General features: G+C 69.8%; 17 protein-coding genes. 2 read left to right on the top strand and 15 right to left on the bottom strand.

The window, feature by feature from the left end; translation table 11 throughout:
• Positions 1-188 precede the first annotated feature (188 nt).
• On the top strand, positions 189-722 hold the full coding sequence (locus ACIA6B_RS08115; protein WP_396772054.1) for a hypothetical protein: 534 nt from the start codon (positions 189-191) through the stop codon (positions 720-722).
• A 111-nt stretch (positions 723-833) separates the two neighbouring features.
• On the opposite strand, the gene ACIA6B_RS08110 is transcribed toward ACIA6B_RS08115, so the two are convergent.
• A complete protein-coding gene (locus tag ACIA6B_RS08110; RefSeq protein ID WP_396772053.1) occupies positions 834-1,679 on the bottom strand; it encodes an SAM-dependent methyltransferase in 846 nt (281 codons plus the stop codon).
• A 172-nt stretch (positions 1,680-1,851) separates the two neighbouring features.
• On the opposite strand from ACIA6B_RS08110, the gene ACIA6B_RS08105 reads away from it, so the two are divergent.
• Positions 1,852-2,862 carry a DUF6545 domain-containing protein gene (locus ACIA6B_RS08105; protein WP_396772052.1) on the top strand — a complete coding sequence of 337 codons (1,011 nt, stop codon included), beginning with the start codon at positions 1,852-1,854 and terminating at the stop codon, positions 2,860-2,862.
• An 84-nt stretch (positions 2,863-2,946) separates the two neighbouring features.
• Here ACIA6B_RS08105 and ACIA6B_RS08100 read toward each other — a convergent pair whose 3' ends face one another.
• From ACIA6B_RS08100 to ACIA6B_RS08035, 14 genes are all read right to left on the bottom strand, one after another.
• Positions 2,947-5,421 (bottom strand): EAL domain-containing protein, encoded by a 2,475-nt coding sequence (locus ACIA6B_RS08100; RefSeq protein ID WP_396772051.1) that lies wholly within the window; start codon positions 5,419-5,421, stop codon positions 2,947-2,949.
• Positions 5,422-5,847: 426 nt separating this feature from the next.
• Positions 5,848-6,003, bottom strand: a complete 156-nt coding sequence (locus ACIA6B_RS08095; RefSeq protein ID WP_396772050.1) for a hypothetical protein — start codon at positions 6,001-6,003, stop codon at positions 5,848-5,850.
• Positions 5,963-7,096 (bottom strand): methyltransferase, FxLD system, encoded by a 1,134-nt coding sequence (gene fxlM, locus ACIA6B_RS08090; protein ID WP_396772049.1) that lies wholly within the window; start codon positions 7,094-7,096, stop codon positions 5,963-5,965. Before fxlM ends, ACIA6B_RS08095 begins: the two co-directional genes overlap by 41 nt.
• A 271-nt stretch (positions 7,097-7,367) precedes the next feature.
• Positions 7,368-8,210 carry a class I SAM-dependent methyltransferase gene (locus tag ACIA6B_RS08085; RefSeq protein WP_396772048.1) on the bottom strand — a complete coding sequence of 281 codons (843 nt, stop codon included), beginning with the start codon at positions 8,208-8,210 and terminating at the stop codon, positions 7,368-7,370.
• Positions 8,211-8,356: 146 nt separating this feature from the next.
• Positions 8,357-9,241 carry an endonuclease/exonuclease/phosphatase family protein gene (locus ACIA6B_RS08080; RefSeq protein ID WP_396772047.1) on the bottom strand — a complete coding sequence of 295 codons (885 nt, stop codon included), beginning with the start codon at positions 9,239-9,241 and terminating at the stop codon, positions 8,357-8,359.
• Between the two features lie 318 nt (positions 9,242-9,559).
• On the bottom strand, positions 9,560-10,249 hold the full coding sequence (locus tag ACIA6B_RS08075; protein ID WP_396772046.1) for a helicase associated domain-containing protein: 690 nt from the start codon (positions 10,247-10,249) through the stop codon (positions 9,560-9,562).
• Between the two features lie 173 nt (positions 10,250-10,422).
• The gene (locus ACIA6B_RS08070; RefSeq protein WP_396772045.1) at positions 10,423-11,610 is read right to left on the bottom strand and encodes a hypothetical protein; all 1,188 of its coding nucleotides are present in this window, start codon (positions 11,608-11,610) and stop codon (positions 10,423-10,425) included.
• 305 nt (positions 11,611-11,915) lie between these two features.
• Complete coding sequence (locus ACIA6B_RS08065; RefSeq protein WP_396772044.1) at positions 11,916-12,665, bottom strand: class I SAM-dependent methyltransferase; 750 nt, start codon at positions 12,663-12,665, stop codon at positions 11,916-11,918.
• A gap of 20 nt (positions 12,666-12,685) precedes the next feature.
• Entirely contained in the window at positions 12,686-13,609 is a 924-nt protein-coding gene (locus tag ACIA6B_RS08060) for a hypothetical protein (RefSeq protein ID WP_396772043.1), read from the bottom strand.
• A gap of 43 nt (positions 13,610-13,652) precedes the next feature.
• The gene (locus ACIA6B_RS08055; protein ID WP_396772042.1) at positions 13,653-14,783 is read right to left on the bottom strand and encodes a class II histone deacetylase; all 1,131 of its coding nucleotides are present in this window, start codon (positions 14,781-14,783) and stop codon (positions 13,653-13,655) included.
• Positions 14,784-14,797: 14 nt separating this feature from the next.
• Positions 14,798-15,994: a histidine decarboxylase gene (locus ACIA6B_RS08050; RefSeq protein ID WP_396772096.1), complete on the bottom strand. Its 1,197-nt coding sequence runs from the start codon at positions 15,992-15,994 to the stop codon at positions 14,798-14,800.
• 14 nt (positions 15,995-16,008) lie between these two features.
• Entirely contained in the window at positions 16,009-16,851 is an 843-nt protein-coding gene (locus ACIA6B_RS08045; RefSeq protein WP_396772041.1) for a hypothetical protein, read from the bottom strand.
• 316 nt (positions 16,852-17,167) lie between these two features.
• Entirely contained in the window at positions 17,168-18,631 is a 1,464-nt protein-coding gene (locus ACIA6B_RS08040; protein WP_396772040.1) for an APC family permease, read from the bottom strand.
• Positions 18,628-18,888, bottom strand: a complete 261-nt coding sequence (locus tag ACIA6B_RS08035; protein WP_396772039.1) for a hypothetical protein — start codon at positions 18,886-18,888, stop codon at positions 18,628-18,630. The genes ACIA6B_RS08040 and ACIA6B_RS08035 overlap by 4 nt, the downstream gene beginning before the upstream one ends.
• Positions 18,889-18,982: the final 94 nt, after the last annotated feature.

Raw genomic sequence — 18,982 nt, 5'->3', positions numbered from 1 at the left:
ACCCGACCAGCAAAAGTAAAGATCATTCACAAACTGTGAGGACGAAACGGGCGCTACGCTTCGGGACCGGCAGGCGTCTCACCCACCGTGATCATCTCGACGGCGTCGGCGGGTAGGGATAACCGCTTCCGCAGCAGGTCATGCATACTGCCCGCCGACAGCCCTACGAACGTCCGCTGGAGTCCGCCTTGCCGACCACCGTGCCCGTCGCCGCACTCCGCCAGCCCGGCGGTGCGCCATCCCTGTGCGTCAGACACGGCACGGCCGCCACCCGGCGAAAGTCGGTGCTGTTCCGCTCTGCTCCCCCGACCTGGTCGTTTCTGCTCATCCTGCTCGGCGTGCTGCCCTTCGCGATCGTCGCCACGATCATGCAGAAGCGCGTCACCGTGCCGAACTGGCCGTTCTGCCGCGCCTGCACACGACTGCGCCTTCGTCGGCTGCTCGGCGGGATCGGCGTGGCCCTGCTCGGCTTCATCGCCGTCATCGGCTTCTCCGCGGCCATGCCACCTTCGAGCAACCTGACCGCCGTCGTCGTCCTCCTCAGCTTCGCCGGGCTCCTCGCCGGCGTAGCCTTCGCCAGCACCGGCGGATGGGCCACCATCGCCGCGGCGAAACCCACCTCCGACGGCACCGACCTGCACCTACGTAAGGCACACCAACAGTTTCGAGCATGGGGGAATGGCCCCCGCGGCACCCGGAGGGCTCAGCAAGCAACACCATGAATAATCGATCGGCACCACTGCCGTTAAACTCTGGGTAGAGCGGGCAACTCGCGGCGCAGAAGAGACGATGTTCTCGCCGAGACTGAGAGACCGCCACGCTAGCTTCCGCCGCTACTGATGGCTGCGGCGCACCGCCACGCCACCCGTCATCGGCGACTCCCACGGCTTGTCGGCGTAGGGATCGCCGTAATCCGGCGACGGCCGCCACTCGGAGAGTCGGGTCAGTCCCGGCTCCATGAGCTTGAAGTCACCGAACAGGGGCAGGAGTTCTTCCGCGGTCCGCATGATGATCTCCGCTGCGGCGTGCGTGCGGTACACGTTCAGCCCGGTTTGCACCAAGTCTTCGCCGTAGGTGTCCATCACGACGGGGCTGATGTGCGAGATCGCGATCGCACTGCCCTCGACGAGGCGGTCCCGTAGCGGCGTGACAATGTCGTCGACCTCCCCGGGCGGGACCTGCGACAAGACGGAGAGGTAGAGCAGGGCGGTGGGCTGGTCCAGGTCGAAGATCGTCGCGAGTTCGCCGTGGCCGAGCGTGTCGAGGAGCGCTTCTGGCTCGGTGAAGTCACCTTCGATGGCCCTGCAGTAGGGGTTGTCCGCCAGGATTTCGTTGGAGGCGACGATGGCGACGGGGTCGATGTCCACGTACAACACGCGGGTGGTGGGGTCGACCTGCTGCGCGATGTGGTGGACGTTGCCCTCCGTCGGGATGCCCGAGCCGAGGTCGATGAACTGCCGGATGCCCTGCGCGGCGAGCGTCCGGACGACTCGGGCGAGAAAGTTGCGGTTCGATCGGGCGATGTCGGCGCTGTCCGGCACGACGTGCAGTAGCCGCTGGGCCGCCGCGCGGTCGGCGGGGAAGTTGTGCTTGCCGCCGAGCAGGTAGTCGTAGATCCGGGCGACGGTCGCCCGGCCCTCGTAGCGGCCTGCCTCATCCTGACTTTCAGGGTCGCTCATTCATGCCACCGATCCCCATCCTGGGTGCGCCAGTGGACCATCCTGAAAGCCCGGCGCGGAAGTCCGCGAGCCTAACCTATCGATGGGCTGCGGTGAGTCCGTGCAGCGCCTTGCAGGTCCGCGGGCTGCTACGGGCGCTCGGGAGTGGACGACAGCGACTACACTCCGGACCTTGCACCGCACTGGCGGTGACATCATCGGGAGGCCCACGGTGTGGTGGAGACGCATACGAGTCACCTGGCATCTCCGCCGCGCCGGTGTTCCACCCCCGCCGCCGCCGTTCACCGTCGAGGCGTGGTGTGAGGCCATCGCCCTCGTTCGACGACGGCCGATCCGGCTTCAGCGCGCCTCGTTACAAGCGGACTGGCCGCCCGGGTTCTATTTCGCCAGCGACGAAGCCGACTACATCGTGGTCGATGCGGGCCTGCCGATGCTCACCCGGGTGCAGACCATCCTGCATGAACTCGCGCATCTCCTGCTCGGGCACGAGGGCACAGCGCTGCACGTGCACGCCGACGTGGTAGCCGAGGCCGACGCCGAGATCGCCGCGGACGTAATGTCGCGCCGGCTCACGCGCGCGGCCGGCGTCGTCGAGCGGCCCGAGTCGCAGGATGCGGACCTGGTCGACCGGTCTCGTGACTGGATCATCGACCGCTGGGCCGACTGGCAACTCGACCTGCTGTGGGTCAGTCTGCGGGCCGCGGTGCCCGACGCCCCGCTGATCCTTGTGCCTCGCGGTCACGACCCCGCGCCGGCGTTGGGCGGGAGCAGGCACACCTACCGTCGGATCGTCGAGGTTCACGACCAGTTGCGCAGCCTACGGCCGTGGTTCTCCGACGAGGTGCACCACAGCGCGCTCTACGCCGCCAGACGCGATAGGTTAAACCCCGCGGCTGCCGCGGCGGTGGCGGAAGCGGCGACGATCGCGGTCGCGCTGCGCCGTAGGAAGGCCGGCGCACCTGCCTGCGACGACAGCCATGAGGCAGCGCAGCGGCTGTTGGGACACGCAGACATTAGGGCGGAGACGCGGCGTCTCGCACGAGTCTCCCGCGCTATGCATCGATCGCCGCTGGTACACGCTGAGCTTGCCCGTTGGGGCACTGCGCTTCGCGAGCACGGCGCGCGCCAGCCTGTCGACACACCAGCCGCTGACGATCGTCAGCGGTGGTGGTTTGCCGCGTAGGCGCCGTGTCTCAGGCGCTACCACAACTGGTCGCTGCCGCCCGAGGTACGCCGCTGCGCTCGCGCCTTCCGACTGTCGGGGGCGCTACGACGGTCGGTCGCCGCCGCGCCGGGCACGGCGCCGGGCGCGGTGCCGCTGCGCTCGTGCCTCGCCGGTGTCGGCGGCGACACGCTCGAACTGAGGCTGCCATCGTGCGATGTGCTCCCGGAATTCGCTGGGGAACGTCTCGTCTCCGAACAGTGGTCCCGCGCCCAGCGTGCAACCCAGGCGCAGGAGTTCCCGGCGGTGCTGCTCGTCCACAACGCCGGGGACTACCACGCTGAGGTCGAGGTCCATGCCGAGGTCTACCGCCGCGCGGATGACTGACCGTGCGTGTGTCCAGCCGCTGTCCATGGCGTAGGCCACGTCGACGGCGAGGAAGTCGAACTGCGCAGCGCTCAGCCGCTCCAGGCCACGCTCGCCGCTGCCGAACTCCTGCAGCATGAACCGCACGCCGCTGCGACGCAGCGTCCGGTACGCGTCGAGGTCTTGGATACCCTCGGACGCTCCCACTGCGAGGATGAGGGTGTCGGGCGGCGCGTCGTGGTCGCGCAGCAGACGTTGCACGCCGTGTACGAGGGTCGGGTTCACCGATCGTCCGGGCACGGGCACCACCATCCCCGCCCGCGACAATTGGGGCCGCCAGGTCTGCGCGGCAGCCACCGCGCGGGCAAGCGTCGTGTGGGTCAGCGCGTCCAGGTCGTCCTGGTCATCGATCAACTGGTAGACGTACTTGTCCGCGGAAAGAACCTCGTAGGGCGAGTAGAGCCAGCGCGGAAGCGCCTGCGCGAGAACGATCGCCCCGGTGGCCAGGTCGACGATCGGGCGGAAGGACATCGACACGCGAGAGTGGCGCAGCTGCGCGCCGAGCGTGACGTGGTCGGCCGGATCGGTCGTGACGACACGGCAATCGCCGCCCTGCCGTACTGCCCGCCGCATCCGCCGCTCTGCCCGCAGTACCAGATCCGCAGCCTCCGCTGGCGGGCCCGCTGCCAGGCCCGCGCTGACCCGGAGACCGACGAATCGGCCGCTGTCCTCCACTTCCCGGGTGAGGTTCGAGACGGCCCAGCAGGCCCGCTGGTAGGCGGTGGTCTCCGACGACGCCCAGACGGCGGCGGCGAACTCGTCGTCGCCGATGCGGCCGACGGCCGACTGCCGTTCCGGAAACGAGTCCCTGAGCCGCTGGGCCAACTGCTCCATGATCTTGTCGACCCGGCCGCGCCCGACCGCCTCAGTGATGAATCTGAACTTTTCCAGCCCGATGACGATGACATGACAGGTCTCGACATCCTCAGCGTGCACGATGTGCCGGACGAAAGCCGTTCTGTTCGGCAGACCGGTGACGAGATCCTGCGTGGCGGCGAGCTGGTGACCGGCTGACTCCTCGCTGAGTCGCTGATAGGCGACCGCTATGTCTATTCGCGTGGAGATGGCGGAGGCCAACGCGCGCAGAGTGGACCGCTCGCGGGCGCTGAGGCCGTCGCGGGTCCCCTCCAGGTAGATCCGCAGCACCCCGTGCATGCCGGCGCGCTCGGCGGCGATTTCCTGCACGAATGCGGGCGTGCTCGCCCGGTCGGCTCTCGGTGCCCCGCGGGGTGGCCCGTCGTAGACGACGACGGCGTCGCCGTTGGCACGAATTAGTCGTCGTGACGCCTTGATCTCCAGTTCTGCGGCGCGCGCACCGAACAAGTCGACGGCGCCTCTCGTCGCGGTGCGGAGGATCTCGTCGAGGTTTCGTGTGGTCAGGGCGTCGACGAGGGTCCTCAGCTTCTCCCAGGCTTGTCGCTCCTCGCGCAGTTTGAGCCGAAGGGACAGGCTGCTGTGGAGCAGGACCATCGCCACCGGCAAGACGATGAGCGCCCTTTTGTCCAGGTTGACGAGAGCGGCGACTGCCGCCGAGACGGCGGCCTCCGTCACGCCGACCATGATGCGCATCTGCCACATGTAGCGTGCCATTGCCCCGAAGGTGCGCCCCATGGACAGCGATACCGCTGCCGTGGTGACTACCTCTTCCAGGAGCCATATCGCCAGGGCCGCGTGGAAAACGGCCAACAAGAAGCGTGAGGTGGAGGGCGCGGACTCGACGGCCATTTCCCCGAAAACGGGCTTGATACCGTAGCAAGAGATGATCGCGGTGGCGAGCATCGCCGCGACGATGTCCTTGCTGATATTGTGAACCGCTTTATGCAGGGTCAGTGAATGGGGGAATCTCGTCACGACTTTGGCGATAAGCGCCCCCACTGACACACAGAGGATCACCCAGGGGGCGGGAAGCGCCGACGCGCAGATCAGACACGCCGCTGGAATTAGCGTGAGCCTCATGGGAATGCGTGCCGGCAGCGGGGCGGAGAAAACCGCGCCGGCCACTACCAGTGACGCACCAGTGAGGATGAATACTGCTTGGTGTGGCGCTGGCATGCCCAGGTTGAGTCCAGCCCAGCCCAGGCCAGCCAGCGCGATCACCACCAGCGTCGCAGTCAATGCGGCGAGCTGGATGCGTCTGTGTTGGAGCGCTTCCATCTAGCCCCCGTGGCTATTCGGTGTCACTCCCAGCCATTAAGTCGACCACCGTAGCAGACCGGCGGCGTCAGCTCCACTCGATGCCCTTACGCATGACCCTTCACCTCCGATCGACGACCGCGAATGACAAACAACCTATGAGGCAAGTTGCCGCAATTTCAATGGAAAAGTGTCTTTTTGCCCATCAGCAGCACAGATCGGCACCCGGACAAACGCGCCGGTAGGCGAGGCTCGATACGGACGACAATCTCGTGACACGCCCGCTGCCACCAGGTTGGCCGACTCGCCGGTGCGGCGGCGCTCAACCACTCGACGTCGCACCGGGCGTGGTCAAGCTTCGGCGGCAACGCCAATCCCCACCGACCTGGTCGGGGAGCAGCGGCTCTACCAAGGCGGGCAGGCCCCAGGGATGGTGATGTCAGCTCATCACCGAGACCACGAGATCGAGACGACGCCGTACGTCTTGTCCATGACGGCGGCGTCGGCGGGAATGCGGGTGTGGTTGCTGTCGTCGGGCCAGTAGCTGAAGCGGGGCTCGGCGTCACGCCCGTCGCGGTGCCAGGCCCGGATCTGCTCGACCATCGCGGCGGCGGCGCGTTCGCCGTCCGGGCCGAAGGCTCGGGCCCCGAACTCGAAGCCCTCCCCTTCGGGTACGGGCTGCAACGCCAGGTAGGCGAAGCCCGCGCCGTAGACGACGCCGTACGGGAACCAGAGGCGTTCGGCGGCCAGGTCGGTTCCGTCGTCGGTGGAGACGCGGCAGAAGCCGGGCAGGAACCACGCGAACCACAGGTGCAGGTCGGCGAACGACACCCCGCTTGCGACGGTCACGTCGGACCACACCGCGCAGCGCTTGCCGGCGAGGACGCCGTCGAGACGGTCCAGGTGATCGGGCGCGTCGGACCAGGTGATCGGGCGCGTCGGAGTCGAACAGCAGCCGCACGTGCCGGCCGTCGCCGTCGGGCAGGAGGAACACCCGGTCGGGGTGCGCGCCGTCGCCCTGCATCGGCACGAACCCGGCGACCTCCACCGAGGTGCTGATCAGGTGGTCGCCGTCGCGGCGGAAACCGATGGTCCTCGTGACCGCGTTCATGATCAGCGGCAGGACGATCACGCCGCCTTCGGCCAGTTGGTCGAGTAGCGCGGGGGCGATGTCCCAGGCGCCGACGGTGATGATGATCGCGTCGAACGGCCCCTCGTCGGGCACGCCGTGCTCGGCGTCGGCGACGAGGACACGCACGCGGCTGCCGTAGCCGGTGGCGTCGAGCAGCGTCGCGGCCCGGTCGGTGACGTCGGGGTCGATGTCCACGCTCACGACCCGACCGCCGGGGCCGACGATCTCGGCGAGGTACGCGGCGTTCAGGCCACCGGAGCCGACCTCCAGCACCGTCATGCCCGGCGCGAGTTCGGCCTGTTCTAGCATCCGCGCCTGGATGTAGGCCGCGGACACCGACGAGATCGCCACCCCATCGTGGTTGCGTTTGGTCACCACCGAGTTGTCGACGCCGTAGGCGACGGCCAGGTCGGTCCCTGCGGGCATGAACCGCTCGCGCGGCACCCGGCGCACCGCCGCCTCCACCAACTCCGAGGTGATGTTGCCTCGGGCTCGCAGGCTGCTCACGAGCGCGGCGCGCAGCTCGGCGGCGCGATCGGCGATGTCCGTGTCGGTCTGGCTCATTCGCTGCTTCCTCTTCCTCGGGTCAGATCGGATGGAGTGCTGTTGCCGATGGCAACGGCCGAGGCGGTGTCACTGGTGCGGCCGGTGATGGCAGGCGTTCGTGGGGTGGGCCGGCGGCATGGGTTGGGGGTGCCCGCTGCCGCCGGCCCGCTGACCGGGCCGTCCGTGGCTACACCTGTCACGGGGCCGGTCAGGTAGCCGCCTGACGGCGGCTACACCGCGGGGGTGGCGCAGTTCGGGTCTGCTCCGCCCTGGTTTCGGGGGTACGGTCTCAGGCTTGGGCGGCTCGTGTGGTGCGCGCGACGGGCTGCTGTGGTGTAGCGGGTTTGTGGGCGTGCACGGTGCGGCGCTCGTAGGAGCAGAGGAGCACGGCGCGGTCGGCCATGAGGTTGACGAATCGGTCGAGGTCGCTGTGGCTGAGTTCGGGTTGGACGAGGCGGGATCGGAGGTGTTGGGCGGTGTCGGCGAGGATCTGGCAGCCGGGACCGCCGCCGGCCCAGGTTTCGACGCTGAGGTGGGCGCAGACCGGGTTGAGGCCGGCGGCGACGAGCGGCGTGATGACGTCGAGTGGCCAGGTGGGACGGCCGGTGCCGGTGGTGAGGCTGTAGATCATCGTCATGACGTGTTGGATCAGGTCGGCGTCCTGGCTGCATGGATCCGACGTCCACGTGGCGTAGTCGGGGCGCGGTTGGAATACCTGAGCCGGGGTGAAGGGGATGTCGGCGAGGACCAGCCAGCCGCCGGGCCGTAGCCGGTCGATGATCTGTCGGATCACGGCGTCCGGGTCGGGCAGGGCACCGTGCATCCAGCGGGCAACGGCGACGTCGAAGCTGCCGGGTTCGCCGGGCAACTCGTCGACGCCGAGGGCGCGTTGGTAGACGTCGATGACGCCGGTCGGCGCGAGGTAGCTGGTGTCCATGTCCACGGCGGTGACCTTGCCGCTCGGGCCGACGAGGCGGGCCAGATCAGCGGTCAGCTCGCCGGTGCCGGCGCCGATGTCCAGCACGCGCTGGCCCGCCTGAATGGGGACGCGATCCAGGTCGTGGCGGATGGCCGGGTCGAGTAGTTCGAGCAGCCGCGGCGGACGTTGACGGCCGATTCGGATTGTCGTCACCATGACGCTCCTGTTCGTGCTGACTTTGGGCATAGATCGCGGCTGAACTCGCCGGGCCGGTGGCGACGTGCGTGGATGCAGGTCGCGGCGGATGGCCGGAACGGGCAGGAGCCCGCCTGCTGGGCGGTCACAACTCTTCCGCTTCACTAGGTGGGGCGGAGGAAGCCGAAGGAGACATCGCCTGTAGGTCGAGGTCGACCATGATGGGTAGGTGGTCCGACAGCGTGCGTGCTGCAGGGGTGTCGATCACCTGGTAGCTGCGCAGCGCTTCTGGGCGGTTGGTCCAGAAGACGTCTTCGCGTCGGCTCCAGCCGCCGGCCGCCGCGAAGCCCGCTGGTGGCCTTCCATGCCGCGCCCAGGTGGGGTGCGGCGTCGTGGAAGCCACTGCGCTGCATCATCTGCGAAGGGCGCCGGTCGGCTACTGGCAGAGCGTCGGGCTCATCGCTCAAGCGGACATGCCGAGCGATCCACTCGGTGGGCAGAGCCGTCCAGTCCGGCTCGGGATCGTATTCGGGGTCGACGCCGAAGGAGTTCCAGTCGGCGGCGAGGATCGTCGCGTCCGACAGGGGTAGCTGCCCGGTGAGGGTGTACGCGTCGGCGAGTTGCTTGTCGGGGTTCCAGGGCGCGAGGTGAGTGACCGCCACCGTCAGCGGCACGGACGCGCCGACATCAAGCCGGACCACGCCCAAGCCGTGCCACATCAGCAGGTCGTACGCCCGCTGCGACAACACGGCGTACTCGGGTCGCCACAGCATCGCGAGGTGACAGTCGGAGTGTTTCGCGGGGACCGCGAAGCCCTCCATCCCCAGCGCCTGGGCTATCGCGTTGTCGAGCCGGTCGAGTTCCACCGCGTCGCCGCCGACGGCGTAGATCTCCTGCAAACACACGATGTCGGGGCGTAGGAAACGCAGCAGCTCGTGCTGCTGCCGCCGCGTCGGCAGCCCTGACTTTCCGTACGACATGAGGTTCCAGCTGACGACGCGGAGCGTTCCCTGCGCCGGTGATGCAGGCGTCAGAGCCGCCGCCAGCATGGGTGTGACTGATGCCGAGACATCTTGGTTCTGGCTGCTCCTGGGAAGCCGGCGCGGGGTGTTCGGGTGGGTTGGTGGCCTGGGCGTGGCATCTGCGGGCGGCGACCTGTTGTACGCCGGTCCAGCCGTGGGCGGGTTCCCAAGGCATCCCGATGGCGTCGAGTGCGGCGATCTGGTCGGTGGACAGGGCGCGGGCTCGTCGGGCGGCGCGCTGGGTTGGAGCTGGGTGAGCATGGCGCGGGCGTCGGCCAACTCGCGCGGTCCACGACCGGTCCGGGTGCCGCACCAGGGCGACGATGGTGCGCCGGCGACCGACGATCAGCGGCCGGCGAGGCATGCCCGATCCTCCTTGTCTGGTGACGGTGCGCAGCCGGCCCGCATCTCCGTGAGGGCCCGGGTGCCCTCGCAATGCGGTTCACGGGCGGCACGGCGGCTCGCCACGGCGGCCCGGGGTTTCAGGACTTGCCACTCGAAGCCGAGTACGTCGAGGACGTCGATGCGCCACTGCGGGTACTTGCCCGACCGGACCTGCTTGCGGATGTTGTGCGTGACGTGGCCCAGCTTGATTCCGTGCTCGCGGTGCTCGCGGGGCACTCGCAAGTGCCCCTCGCGGCGGGCGAACGAGGTGAACGCCGGGATGTAGACATCCACGAATCGCATGTCGTTGACCCGCCACACCATGCCGAGGGCCTCCATCATCCACACCTGCTCCCCGTCGAGCTTGTCTTTGCTGGGGCGGCCTGTGCACAGGTAGCGGCTGCGGATGTTGTGGATGAACCCACCCAGTTCGTGCCCGTTTTCGACGTGGAATCGGGGCACCACAAGGTGACCTTCGCGTTCCTGGAAGGCCACGGCAGCGGTGACCCCTTCGAACCAGCAGCCTGTGCGCGGGTTGTTGTGGAGGCGCTCCACGACGGCACGGCGAAGCCTGGCGCGCTCGTCGAGATTCCGCGGCGGCGGCACGGGAGCAATGGTGTTGGCGTAGGAGGGAGGTACGTAGGCGGGCATGAGGAGGCTCAGGTGGTCCTTCGTCAGTATCAACCGGGTGAGGACGCCGGCCCGTCGTCCACTTGTCGGCAGGGTCCTGATGTCTTGGTGGTGCGGGCGGTGGGCGGTGGCTGGTGGGCTTGCGGGTGGGGTGCTCGGTGGCAGGGGACGGAGGGCCCGCTGCCGCTGGTCGGTCACCGCGGATGGGTTCGGGTGCCTGATCCGGGCCCGTCGCTGGCGTGGTCCTTGTGTGGGCGCAGGGACGGCGGCGGTGGGTGGTGATCGGGTCGGGGGCCATTAGAGCTGCGGGCGATCGTCGATGGCGGCATTGTCGGGCGGGCGGTGTCGCGCATCGTGGTGAGGTACTTGGCCAGCCGCGTGGCGGCGTGGTCGTGGTGTGGCGTGGAGTTCAGAGCGGCGGCGGTGCAGCGCAGCAGGAAGGCGGCCTGTTCGAACTGGCCGGTGGCGTGCAGGACGACCGTGAGGTGCGCTTGTGCGGTGAGGGTGGGCAGCGCGGCGGGTCCTTCGGCGTTGCTGTGGTGGCGGATCAGGTCGGTGTAGAGGTGGCCCGCGTTGATGTGGTCACCGGCGGTGGTGGTGGCGGCGGCGAGGACCGCGAGGGCGTCGCGGACCTCCGGGTGCGTGGGGTCGTCATAGATTCGAGCCAGGCTGCGGTGGGCGTAGGCGGCCCATTCGCGGGCACCGACGGCGCAGGCGATGAGGGCCGTGTCGGCGAGCAGTGCGGCGGCGCGGGCGGTGGTCAGGTCGCTGGTGGGTAGGTGTCGCAGCGGATCGATGTGGTGCAGGGCTCCACGCAGCAGCCGTACAGCTTGGCGGAAGTCACCGCGCTCAGCGTGATGCCGTGCGGTGTGCAGGCGTTGGGCGATGTGGGTGTGTGGTGGGGCGGTGCGCCAGGTGACGTGCAGGTCGTTGAGGGTGGCGCCGACGGTGATGCGCAGGATCACCGCTGCGGCGTAGGAGGCGGCGTCGTCCGCGAGTCCCGCAGGGACCAGCCGGGGCGCGCGTCGGAGAACGATCGCGCCGACCGCGTGTGACACCGCGTCGGCGGCGATGGGCTGACGCCCGCACGGCGGGGTGCACAGCAACACCGGCGGCTCCTGGGCGCGGGTGATGGTCGCGAGCGGTGCGCCGCACAGGTTGCAGTGCAGCAGACCGTAGGGCAGCGGTGTCTGCGGTGAGTACCGCGCGTCAGTCAGCCACGCGCGGACGGTGGTGGCGGGCAGCCCGTGCTGGCGGGCGATCCGGTCGACGACTGCGGTGAGGCGACCTGATCCGGGGCGGTCGTGTGCGGCGGTCACCTGCGCGATCACGTCGGCAATGAACGCCGGCGTCCGGTGGACGGTGATGGCACGTCGGGTCACAGGGGCAGGTCCTGATGCATTGCGGTGTCCGTTCGCTGATGGCGTCGCGGTGGCGGGTGGTGGTGATGCCGGCGGCATCACTTCGCGTGCCGCTGATCGGGGTGTCTGGGTGGCCGGCGGCAGAATCGGGGTGTTCTGCCGCCGGCCTGGCCGACCCGCCGGGCCCTCATCCCGGCGTGGTCGTCCTGGCAGTGCCGGACCCTGAGCGGTCGACGCCCGGCACCGCCGCTCCGGTGACCACATTGGGATAGTCACCGGACGTGACGCTGGAGGTTGCCGATCCCCCAGCGGCATCGCTTGGGCCGTTAGGCGGGTTTGCGGGCGTGCACGCCGCGGCGCTCGATCGACCGCAGTAGGACGTTTGGATCAGTCATGACCGTCTGGAAGTAGTCGATGTCGTCGACGTGGACGCCGAGGGCTTGGAGAGTCGGCCGGGCGTGGTCGACGATGCCGGCGAGGACGCCGCAGCCGGGGCCGCCGCCGGTCCACGTCTCCGATGCGGCGCTCAGGCACACCTGCTCCATGCCCCGGCCGTGCAGCAGTCCTTCGACGTCGACCGGCCATCGGCCCGTGCCGCCGGCGCCGAGGGCCGTGTCGTAGAGCCTGCGTACAACCCGGTTGATCAGCTCTTCATCGCCCGTCGTGGCGGCGCGGTGCACCCGTGGGCGGGTGTCGGTGACGTCGGCGAGGACGAGCCATCCACCCGGGCGCAGGCGTGTGAGCATGCGGTCGATCGTCGCGGCCGGGTCGACCAGTCGGTGGTGTGGCCACCGTGCGATGACCAGGTCGACGCTTGCGGCGTCACCGGGTAGCGCGTCGGGGTTGACGGCGATGTCGCGGCTGTAGACGTCCACCACGGCGCTCGGGTTCAGGTAGGTAGTGTCGTCGTCAACCGCGACGACACGACCCACCAGGCCGACGGCGCGGGCGAGCAGCGCGGTGACGTGGCCGGTGCCGGCGCCGATCTCCAACACCCGCGAGCCGGGAAAGACGTCGAGCTGGTTGATCTGCTGGGTGATAGTCGAATCGAGCAGTTCCCGCAGCAGTGCGGACATCCGGGCGGTATGAGTTGGTGTCATTGTGCGGCGCTCCATGCGGTGCGGTCGGTGGTGCAGGACGTGTCGTTTTGCACCGGCCAGATACCGGCGTGGGCGTATAGGGGCCCTTCTAGGGGCTCGGTCGGCTGGTCTTCGGCGGGTGGCTCCCACCAGCGGCGCGCGGCGTGGGTGCGGGTGAGCAGCAGCAGGTACACCTGCGCGCGCCACCCGTTCGTGGTGAGTGCAGCGGCTTCGTAGGCGAGGATCTGCCCGCTAGTGCTATCCAGGATGAGCAGGCGCCGGCTGCGGCCCTGGTCGGAGAACGCCGCGATGCCGATGCCGACGCGGCCGGCGCGGTCCGCCACCGTGTCGTGTGCCGTGAGGCCGGGGGTGTCGGCGAGGACCCGGGCTGCGAGTTGCCGCTGCTGCCGGTTAGGGCTGTACCACATTCCCAGAGCGGCGACGCCCTCTATCAACGCCGCGGGGTCGTCGCCCCAGCCTTGCATCTGCGCTTGGCTAATCAGCCGCTCGCAGCTGGTGTATGCCTTGGTCAGGTACTGGAGGCGAAGTCCGCCCGGCTGCCACCAATCCTTAGCCACTTGCGGCCTGGGAGACCGTATGGCGAGTTCCGCGCCGGAGTCGTCGTCGGCGTACCAGCGCACCACGTCGCGCTGCCACGTGTTGCTGGCCCCGTAGCGCCACAGGTGATGGCGCACGACAGCGAACCTTCCGGGCGTGGCGTCGCAGCGGTCGGCGCCGAGACGCCGGGCCAGGCCCAGCAACACGGGGCGCGCCGGCCTGCCCGGAGGCAGCTGAATGCCCCCGTTCTGCGTCGAGGACGTGGGCGTAGGAATGGGGTTCGGCACGGCGCACAATGCGCGCGGGTCCGCCCAACGCGTCAGCGCCGGCGCGGGCGGGATGACCACGGCGGTGACCGCCGCGAGCCAGGCCACGGTGCTCACCGCCGCGACCATCCGTGATTTCGGGTTCGGGGGCATGATCGGGTCAGGTCGCCGGAGCGGTGGCGTTGATGTTGGACACCAAGCGGGCGACCCGGTCGATCACGTTCTGTTGGTGCGGCAGCATCGGCGCGGCGGCGTATCCGGCGGTGATGCCGGCGTAGGGGTCGCTGAGGTTGCCGTTGCGTCCGGTCAGGCCCTCGACGAAGCCGACGCCGCACCAGGGGGCCATGCCGGGGCTGTAGCCGCCCTCGCTGATCGCGACCAGCCGGCCGTCGCACAGCCGGTCGGCAGCGCGGGTCAGCAGCGTGGCCATCTGCCGGTAGGAGTCCACGACCAGGGCTTGGCGGGCCAGCGGTTCGAAGCAGCCGCCGTCGTACCCGATCGGGACGATGATCAGTTCGGGTTGGAAGCGGTGCAGTGCGGGGAGCACGACCTGGTGCATGGCGTAGAGCCAGGCGGCGTGGCCGCTGCCCAGGGGTAGCGGAACGTTGATGGTGTAACCCTGACCGGCGTCGGCGCCGGTCTCTTCGATCCATCCGGAGTCGGGTGGGAAGGACCCGGCCTCGTGGATGCTGATGTGCAGGACGTTCGGATCGGTCCAGAAGATGGACTGCGTACCGTTGCCGTGGTGTGTGTCCAGGTCGACGATCGCGATCCGGTCGAGTCCCAGCTCGGCCTGGGCGTGGCGGGCGGCGAGTGCTGCGTTGTTGAACACGCAGAAGCCCATGCCCGTGTCGGCGGTGGCGTGATGGCCGGGGGGTCTCACCAGGGCGTAGCCGTTGGTGAGGTTGCCGGACGCGACGGCGGTGACGAGTTCCAGGACGCCGCCGGCGGCGAGGCGGGCGATGTCGGCGCTGCCGTGGCCCAGCGGGGTGAAGCCGTCGCCGGCGTCGCCTCCCCGCGGTTGGGCGCTCGCGTCCGCGATCCGCTGCACGTACGCGTCGGTGTGCACGCGCAGCAGCTCGCCGATCCTGGCGGGTCGTGCGGGCACCCTGTGCATCGTGTCCAGCAGGCCGGTGACGTCGAGCAGTTCGTAGCCTCGCCGTTTGGTGTGGCCGCTCTCGACGTGCGCGTCGGGCTGAACGCCCGCCATCGGGTCGGCCGGCAGCATGAGAGCGGCGGTGCCGGTGTCGTGCCAGAAGAACAACGTGTGGGTCATAAAACCGGTCGCCATCGTGGCCTCCTTCATCAATGGGTGGTGGTGATCAGGCCGATGTCGTCGGCGGGTGCGCGGGGCCGCGGTGCTGCCGGGCGAGGTATGGCGGCGGCCAGATCGGCGACGAACGCATCGATCTGCGTGCGGGTGATGCCGGGCATGCAGATCAGGTGACTCACGGACCCCTCCGTGGCCAGCACCCACCGCGTCCGTACCTCGGCGGGTGGGGTGTCGAGGACCACGGTCATCGCGTGGTCGTGCCGCCACGCATGCCAGCCGATCGCGGTGATCCGGGTGACGGCGTAGGTAGCCAGCTCGCGGGCGTGCACGACCCGCCAGCGGTGCCCCTCCCGTCCCTGCACCGCGATGGCCTGCCACAGCAGCGCGGCGGCCAGCCCGCACCGGGAGCCGCCGATCGTCGTGTCGGACGTGCCGGTGTAGGCGACCGGCTGGCCGGGTGCGCGGACGGTGTCCCCGACCAGGACCACCCCGCATGGCACCGGCGTGCCGAGGACCTTGTGACCCGAGACGGCGATGCTGCCGATGCCGGCGGCATCATCCAGACGCAACCGCCCGTCCAACCCGAGCGGAATGCCGGACAGGGCGGCGTCGACGTGCAGGTGCCCCCCGCCCGGGTGCGCTGCTAGGAGGTCCCGTATCCGGGCGGTGTCGTCGACGGCCTCGGTCAGCGTCGTGCCTGCGGTGGCGACCACGATCGCGGGGTATCGCCTACGGCGGTGCAGCTGCGCGGCCAGGTCGCGGTAGTCCATCTCCCCGCGCTCGTCCGCCCGCACCGGCACGCCGTGAGCGCCGAGGATGCGCACGAGCTTGGGGATCGAGTAATGCGCGGCCCGGGAGTAGTAGATGCGGGCGGTGGCGTAGCGGCGTCTGGCGGCGTAGAGCGCGGCGAGGTTGCCCTCGGTGCCGCCGGTGGTCACATACCCCCACCGGTTGTCGGGTGGCATGGCGAACAGGTCCGCCATCCAGGCGACCACGGCCCGCTCCAGAACCCGGGTGTGGGCGATGCCGCCGGCATCACTCGGATCTCCGATGTTGTTCCAGAGCCGTCTCCCGAGCCGGCTCAACACCGCGTCGTAATTCATGTCGACGGCGCCCGGGTAGCCGATCGTGGTCGCCGCCGACGCCTCCGCCCCCTCCACGAGTCGATCGAGGACCGCCGTGATGTCGATGTGGTTCTTACTGAGGTCGGCGGCGGCGGCCAGGTCCATCACCTCGGCCGCCGTCACACGTCACGTCCGGGGTTCAGGTGCGCGGTCAGCAGGTCGTGCAGGGCGGTGAGTCGCTGCCACATCTGCTGCTGGTCGTGATCACCACTGCTGGTCAGATCCGCGTACCGCCGGTAGGAGTCGTAGTGATCGATGTCGACCGGTTGGGTGCAGCGGATGCCGTTGTCCCCGAACGCGGGATACGGGTCGCGGTCGACCTGCATCGCGGTGTGGTCCACCAGCCGGGCGTAACAGCGGCCCGAGATTTGCCGCGACGACCCGAAGATCCCCCCGGGCAGCTTCTCATGCAGGGTTCGGGCGATGTCGGACCAACGGCCCTGGTCGGTGTCGAGCGTGCTCACCGCCACACCCAGATACCGCGCCCCGACCGGCAGGTGCACAGGTTCCCCGTTGACCAGCGAGCGGACCCCGTCCAGCGGCTGCCACTGCGCGCCGACGGCGGCGATGTGGGCTCGGGCGGCGATGATCAGGTCATCGAGCACAGTCGGCAGATGCTCCACGTCCCGACCGGCCTCGAACAGACGACTCGCCGTATACAGTCGCCGACCGCCCGGCTCGTGGGGCGCGTCAGCGACGAACAGGAACAGGACCGCGTGCGGGCCCAGCGCCTCTCGGGTGCCGAATCGCAGACTCGCGGCCGAGAGGTGCTTGGTGTTGGCGATCTTGAGTCGGGATCCGACCTGCCACCGCAGCGACGCCAGTACCCGCGCGTCCACCTTCTCGTAGCCGAAGCGAGGCTCGTCGGCCTGCTGCTCGTCGGGCTGCTGCTCGTCCGGCTCGGTCGGAGCGGGTGCGGCATGATGCTCGGACGCCGGGGCCCGTTCCGGAAGTGGGGGCACGACCGCGGGGGCCGCGGGCGGTTGGCCATAGTGTCCCGGCCATGCCGTCTCGGGCGGCCCGGCTGCGGCCCCCGGCGGTGGGCCCGGCGGCGCGGGATGGTGACGCGCCGGGAGTTGCGCAGGCGCATACGGCTCGGCGGGATGACGGTGCGCCGGGTGTTGCGGGGGCGCATACGGCGCGGCGGGATGGCGGTGTGCCGGTGGCTGCCGCTGCGGCGGCGGCCCGTAGGTCGGTGCGTCTCGGACGGGCTCGCCGTAGTAGCCGCCCTGATGGTGGTAGACGTGCACGGTGTCGTTCGATCGCATCGCCGGGGCCTCAGATCGACTCGGAGATGTTGTCCGGCACCGCGTTACGGCGGGGCTGGCCCTGGCCGATCCCCGCCGAAACCTCCGGCCTCGACCGCTGCAACCGGGCACCCCACGCCGCGCCCACCACCGCGGTGACCGCCAGGGACGCCGGCAGCAGCAGCGGATACAACGACCCCTCGGCGGCGCCCAACAAGGAGTCGGCGTTGACGACCATGACCGCCAGCACCACCAGGCCGCCGAGAACGCCGAGCGTCGGCGCGATCCGCCACCGCCACCAACTCCAGCCCTCGCCACGCACCTGGACCGGGGCCTTCAGCGCTGCCACCGACGCGGCCAGCAGCAGACACAGCAGCCCCATCGCGCCCAACGCCGACAACCACGAGAACATCACCCGCACCGGATCCAGCCCCGCGAGGGCGAACCCGGCAACCACCACAGCGGCGAGGGCCGACTGGGCCAGTGACGCCTCCCGCGGCGCCGCTACCTGCCAGCCGGTCGAGGACTGCGCCAACCATGCGGGCAGCACCTGCTCGCGGCCCATCGCGAACGCATACCTCGCGACCGTGTGGTGGAACACCAGCATCGAAGTGACGATCGCCGCGATCAGCAGCACCTCCGCCAGCAGCACGCACCACCCGCCGAGCCTCGCGAGCACCGAGAACGGCAGACCACCGTCGGGGTCCGCCGCCACCGCGGCGACCACCTGGGGGCCGACCGCCACGCCCATCGCCCACGACGCGACCGCGTACACCCCGCCGAGCAGGAACACCCCACCGACCGTGGCCCGGTAGATCGCGCCACGATCGGTGGCCTCCTCACCCAGCGACCCCGGAACATCCACGCCCATCAACGCCGCCACACACAGGGCGCACGCGCCGCCGACACCGCCCACCGTCAGCTGCGACACCGAGAACCCCGTCCACGGCGACCCGCCGCCCGGCGCCGGCTCACCGAGCCCGGCCACCACGAACAGGGCCACCACCAGCAGCGACAGCAGCAGCACCGCCGCCACCACCCGGGTCGACGTCACGAGCGTGTGGACCCCGAGCCACCCCACCACGCCCAGCGCGGCGAGCGCCCACACCCACCACACCCCGCCGACGGTGGCGGCGGCCACCGACCCGAGCAGGCCGTACAAGCTGATCTGGATCGCGTTGTACGCCAACAGAGCGACCAGGCCCCCGGCCACACCCCACCGCCGACCCAACCCCGCCGCCAAAATCCCGTAGTACGCCGCCGGATGCCCCACCCGCACCGCCATCGCCGCGTACCCCACCGCCAACAGCCCGACGACCCCGGTCACCGCCACGAACACCAGCGGCAGAGCCACCACACCCGTAGCCGCGAACGTCGTCACGATGCCACCGACAAGCACCACCAACGGCGCCGACGCCGCAGCGCCCACCACCCGCAACCCCACCGGGGTCGCCGTGCCGCGCTGCAACGCCACCGGCGCGTACGTCGACCTCACCGGCCCTCCCCGATCGGATAGCCGGGGCACGACGCGGAGCGGCAGCCCGACGCCGGGTGATCCTTGACCGCCCGCGCCGACACCGCCACCAGGTACAGCGCCGACGGCCTGACCGGGCCGCGCCGCCAGTAGCGGCGCTGGCCCTCCAACGCTCCCATCGCGGCCTCGACGTCCTGGGTGTGGCCGAACAGGTCGTGCCGTCCGTCGGGCCACTGCCGGCGCACCGCGACGCCCAGACCGAGCCCGGCCGACGTCACGTCTCCCGCGACCGTGACGGCAGCACCAACACCACCAGACCGGCGCTGAGTTCTCAGCCACGGCCGAGCACGATGACGCCGTAAGGACGCCCTT

The organism is Micromonospora sp. NPDC051141 (assembly GCF_044455765.1).
GTDB lineage: Bacteria > Actinomycetota > Actinomycetes > Mycobacteriales > Micromonosporaceae > Micromonospora.
The sequence above is the reverse complement of the archived record's forward strand: the minus strand, read 5'-3'. Positions and strand labels throughout refer to the sequence as shown.